This is a genomic window from Actinotalea sp. (genome assembly GCF_041597215.1).
In the GTDB taxonomy this organism is placed as follows: domain Bacteria; phylum Actinomycetota; class Actinomycetes; order Actinomycetales; family Cellulomonadaceae; genus Actinotalea.
In genome coordinates this window covers 1-5,053 of record NZ_JBFHHB010000234.1, presented here as the reverse complement: position 1 = coordinate 5,053, position 5,053 = coordinate 1, and the positions used below count along the sequence as shown (strand labels likewise).

The 5,053-nt window shown below is 71.8% G+C and carries 5 protein-coding genes; 2 read left to right on the top strand and 3 right to left on the bottom strand.

All coding sequences use genetic code 11. The features are described from left to right. Positions 1-886, top strand: an 886-nt coding sequence (locus ABWK99_RS13510; protein ID WP_372595225.1) for a lyase family protein, incomplete at its 5' end; no start/stop codon positions are given. Positions 887-958: 72 nt separating this feature from the next. Here the strand turns inward: ABWK99_RS13510 and ABWK99_RS13505 are convergent. Both ABWK99_RS13505 and ABWK99_RS13500 read right to left on the bottom strand, forming a co-directional pair. Continuing rightward, on the bottom strand, positions 959-2,272 hold the full coding sequence (locus ABWK99_RS13505) for a PhoH family protein (RefSeq protein WP_372595224.1): 1,314 nt from the start codon (positions 2,270-2,272) through the stop codon (positions 959-961). 267 nt (positions 2,273-2,539) lie between these two features. Next, complete coding sequence (locus ABWK99_RS13500) at positions 2,540-3,301, bottom strand: isoprenyl transferase (protein ID WP_372595223.1); 762 nt, start codon at positions 3,299-3,301, stop codon at positions 2,540-2,542. 96 nt (positions 3,302-3,397) lie between these two features. On the opposite strand from ABWK99_RS13500, the gene ABWK99_RS13495 reads away from it, so the two are divergent. Continuing rightward, positions 3,398-4,057, top strand: coding sequence for a hemolysin III family protein (locus ABWK99_RS13495; protein ID WP_372595222.1), 660 nt, complete (start codon positions 3,398-3,400; stop codon positions 4,055-4,057). A gap of 18 nt (positions 4,058-4,075) precedes the next feature. Here the strand turns inward: ABWK99_RS13495 and ABWK99_RS13490 are convergent, their stop codons facing one another. Then, complete coding sequence (locus tag ABWK99_RS13490; RefSeq protein WP_372595221.1) at positions 4,076-4,876, bottom strand: nitrilase-related carbon-nitrogen hydrolase; 801 nt, start codon at positions 4,874-4,876, stop codon at positions 4,076-4,078. Positions 4,877-5,053: the final 177 nt, after the last annotated feature.

Here is a 5,053-nt window from a genome sequence, read left to right as displayed (position 1 = left end):
CGAGTGGGAGACGGTGGTCAAGTCCGGCCGCACGCACCTCATGGACGCCACACCGGTCACCCTCGGCCAGGAGGTGGGCGGCTATGCCGCGGCGATCCGCTACGGCGTGGAACGCCTGCAGTCGGCCCTGCCCCGCGTGGCCGAGGTACCGCTCGGCGGGACTGCCGTGGGGACCGGGATCAACACCCCTGCCGGGTTCCCGCAGCGGGTCATCGCACTGCTGCGTGAGGACACCGGGCTGCCGCTGACCGAGGCGCGCAACCACTTCGAGGCGCAGAGTGCACGCGACGGACTGGTGGAGCTCTCCGGGGCGCTGCGCACGATAGCCGTGAGCCTGACCAAGATCTGCAACGACCTGCGGTGGATGGGCTCCGGCCCCAACACGGGCCTCGGCGAGATCTCCCTCCCCGACCTCCAGCCCGGTTCCTCGATCATGCCGGGCAAGGTCAACCCGGTGATCCCCGAGGCAGTGCTCATGGTGTGCGCCAGGGTGGTCGGCAACGACGCGACCGTCGCCTGGTCGGGTGCGAGCGGCGCGTTCGAGCTCAACGTGCAGATCCCGGTGATGGCGCTCGGGGTGCTCGAGTCGATCCGCCTGCTGTCGAACGCGAGCCGGCTGCTCGCCGACCGCACCGTCGACGGCCTGGTCGCCAACGTCGACCGCGCCAGGGCCCTCGCCGAGTCCTCGCCGTCGATCGTCACCCCGCTCAACCGGGTGATCGGCTACGAGGCGGCGGCGAAGGTCGCCAAGCATGCGGTGAAGCAGTCGATGACGGTCCGTGAGGCCGTGATCGACCTCGGCTTCGTGGAGCGGGGAGAGGTCACCGAGGCGCAGCTCGACAGCGCGCTCGACGTGCTCGCGATGACCCGCCCGCCGCAGGCCTGAACCCAGGGCGAGCCGGCGCGAGGGCCCCGCACCGATCGGTGCGGGGCCCTCGTCGCGTACCGGCGTCCGAGGTCAGAGCACCTCGAGCCCCTCCATGAGCTCGGTCACGAGCGCGGCGATCGGCGAGCGCTCGGACCGACTGAGGGTCACGTGGGCGAACAGCGGGTGGCCCTTCATCGCCTCGATGACCGCGGCCACGCCGTCGTGCCGACCGACGCGCAGGTTGTCCCGCTGGGCGACGTCGTGCGTGAGGACCACGCGCGAGTTCTGCCCGATCCGGGAGAGCACGGTGAGCAGGACGTTGCGCTCCAGGGACTGCGCCTCGTCGACGATGACGAAGGCGTCGTGCAGGGACCGCCCGCGGATGTGCGTGAGCGGGAGCACCTCGAGCATCCCGCGGTCGATGACCTCCTCGACGACCTCCGTCGAGACGAGCGCTCCGAGGGTGTCGAAGACGGCCTGGGCCCAGGGGTTCATCTTCTCGGTCTCGGATCCCGGGAGGAAGCCGAGCTCCTGCCCGCCCACGGCGTACAGCGGGCGGAAGACCATGATCTTGCGGTGCTGGCGGCGCTCGAGGACGGCCTCGAGCCCCGCGCACAGCGCGAGGGCCGACTTGCCGGTACCCGCGCGCCCGCCGAGCGAGAGGATCCCGACCTCCTCGTCCAGGAGCAGGTCGATCGCGATGCGTTGCTCGGCGCTCCGGCCGTGCACCCCGAAGACGTCGAGGTCCCCCCGGACCAGCCGCAGCTGCTTGTCCGCGGTCACCCGCGCGAGCGCCGAGCCCCTGGCGGAGTGCACGACGGCACCCGTGTGGCACAGCAGCGGCCCGGTGTCCTGGTTGCTCAGGTCGACATCGGCGAGGTCGATGCGCTCGGACTCCCACATGGCGGCCATCTGCTGCTCGGAGACGGTGATCTCGGTCATGCCCGTCCACCCGGAGTCGACGGCGAGCTCTGCCCGGTACTCCTCGGCGGCGAGGCCGACGGCCGAGGCCTTCACGCGCATGGGCAGGTCCTTGGACACCAGGGTCACGTCCTGGCCCTCGTCGGCGAGGTTCTTGGCCACCGCGAGGATGCGGGTGTCGTTGTCCCCGAGGCGGAAGCCCGCCGGGAGCACCATGGGGTCGATGTGGTTGAGCTCGACCCGGAGCGTCCCGCCGAGGGAGCCGACCGGGACGACCTCGTCCAGTCGTCCGTGCTGGACCCGCAGGTCGTCGAGCATGCGCAGCGCGCTGCGGGCGAAGTAGCCGAGCTCGGGGTGGTGGCGCTTGCCCTCGAGCTCCGTGATGACCACCACGGGGAGCACGACGGAGTGCTCAGCGAAGCGCAGGATGGCGCGAGGGTCCGAGATCAGGACCGAGGTGTCCAGCACGTACGTACGGCTCACGAGGACTCCCCTCCGGTGCCGTGGCACCGGGCTGGGCGACGGTCACCGGCACGGAGCCGGGTCCCGCCGGTGCGGTGGGCCCGGTCGACCGGCCGCGAGGCCGGGTCCCGGCCCCCCTCCCGGAGCGCATGCTCCATGGGCTGGCCTCCCGAGGGACGACGGACGCCGTCCGTTGTCGTCGACGCTACGCGCGCGCCTCGCCTGTCCAGCACCGACACGCGCGGGAGCGTGGACGTGTCACGTGATGTTCACCTGGCCGGCGATCGCCTAGCGCCCGAGCCGTCGCTCCCGCGCAGCGTAGGAGCGCAGGGCGCGCAGGAAGTCGACCCGACGGAAGTCGGGCCAGTACGCCTCGCAGAAGTAGAACTCGCTGTGGACGCTCTGCCAGAGCAGGAAACCGCCGAGCCGCTGCTCGCCGGAGGTGCGGATCACCAGGTCGGGATCCGGCTGCCCCGCGGTGTAGAGGTGCTCGGCGATGTGCTCGACGTCGAAGGTCTGCGCGAGCTCCTCGATGGACGTGCCTCGACCCACGTGCTCGCGCAGGACGGAGCGCACGGCCTGCGCGATCTCGTGCCGGCCGCCGTAGCCGATCGCCACGTTGACATGCAGTCCGTCGACCTGCGCCGTCCGTTCCTGCGCCTCGCGCAGCACCTGTGCCGTCGCCGCCGGGAGCAGGTCGAGGGCGCCGACGACCTGCAGCCGCCACTGCCCGGTGTCGGCGAGCTCGGTGACGACGTTCTCGATGATCCGCAGGAGCTCGTCGAGCTCCTCTGCAGGCCGGGCCAGGTTGTCCGTCGAGAGCATCCACAGCGTGACGACGTCGACGCCGACCTCTTGCGACCAGGTGAGCAGCTCGGTGATCTTGTCCGCGCCGCGGCGGTGACCGTGCGAGGTGGTCGCGCCCAGGTTGCGGGCCCAGCGACGGTTGCCGTCGAGGATCACGCCGATGTGCCGCGGCACGGCACTCGCCGGGAGCGCGGCCGCCAGGTGACGCTCGTACAACCCGTAGAGAGGGTTCGGCAGGCGCATGGCACGACCGTACCTCTCTCGCGGCCCGATCCGCGGGACCGGAGCGGCTCGGCGCACCCAGAACCTACGGTACCGTAGGTTGCCTAGGAGGAACCGATGGCACAAGAGCTCGGCGCGGCGATCAAGCCGCGACTCAGAGGCTGGATCCATGCAGGCATGGCGCCCCTGGCGATCGCCGGGGCGATCGTCCTCGTCTCGCTCGCACCCACCACCTCGGGGAAGGTCTCCAGCGCCGTCTTCGGCGCGGCCTCGATCCTGCTCTTCGGGATCAGCGCCGTGTACCACCGGGGCAACTGGTCGGTCCGCACCACGGCCGTGCTCCGCCGGCTCGACCACACGAACATCTTCCTGGTGATCGCCGGGACCTACACGCCGCTCGCCGTCGTGCTGCTCGACGGCTCCGCGCGGCGCACGATCCTCCTCGTCGTCTGGGCCGGTGCGCTCGCCGGTCTCCTGGCGAGGGTGTTCTGGCTCGGTGCCCCGCGGTGGTTCTACACGCCCGTCTACGTCGCACTCGGCTGGGTGGCCGTCTGGCAGATGCCGACGTTCTGGAGCGGCAGCCCCCAGGGCCCGGCGATCGTCTGGCTGGTCGCCGGCGGCGGGCTCGCCTACACGATCGGGGCCGTCGTCTACGGCACCAGGCGACCCAATCCCAGTCCGCGCTGGTTCGGCTTCCACGAGGTGTTCCACAGCCTCACGGTGATCGGCTTCATCTGCCACTACATCGCCGTGAGCATCGCGGTCTACCACGCCTGAGCGCGCCCTCTCAGGGGCTCAGTCCCGTGGCACCGTCCGGTAGCGGCGGTTGACCAGGCTCGGGTTGGCCGCGCGCACCGCAGCGAGCACGGCGGGGTCGACGTCGCCGAGGACCGACCGCTGCCCTCGTCCGAGCGCCTCGCCCAGCACCCGTCCTGCCGGGTCGACGAGGATCGGGTCCCCCGTCACCCCGGGTCCGTCCATCGGCACCCCGAGCACGTAGGCGGTGTTCTCGATCGCCCTGGCGCGGAGCAGCGTGCGCCAGTGGTCCGCCTTGCCCTCCCCCGCCGCCCAGGCGGCAGGCACCACGATCAGACCCGCCCCGGCGTCGATCAACCGGCGGGCCGCCTCGGGGAAGCGCAGGTCGTAGCAGGTGATCACCCCGACGGCGATGCCGTCGACCGGGACGACGAGGGGCGCGACCGTGGGGTCCCCGCCCACGAACCGGTCCGACTCCCGCTGGCCGAAGGCGTCGTACAGGTGGACCTTGCGGTAGCTCCCGAGCAGCCCTTGCGGCCCGACGGCGACGACGAGGTTCACCGCGCGGTCGGGGACCTCGGCCGCGACGACGGTGCCCGCCAGCACCACGAGCGACCGTGCCGCCGCGACCTCGGCGAGCGCCTGGACGAAGGGTCCGTCCGGCGCCTCGGCCTGAGCAGGCCCGACCCCGCGAGGGTCGAAGCAGGCCGCGTACTCGGGCAGCACCACGAGCCGAGCGCCGTCGTCGGCGGCCTCGTGCACGGCACGGACGGCCGCCGCACGGTTGGCGTCGGCGTCCAGGGTGGACCTGAGGGCGAGCCCTGCGACCCGGAGTGACATCAGGGGCTCTCGGGCGACCGGTCCGCGTCACCGCGTCCCGCCTCGGCCGCCCTCTCCACCTCGGCGCGGTGCTCGATCCGCCGGATCTTGCCCGACATCGACCGGAACAGCGGGATGCACAGCAGGACGATCGCGAACACCACGACGAAGCCGAGCAGGCCGGGGCTCACGTCGTTG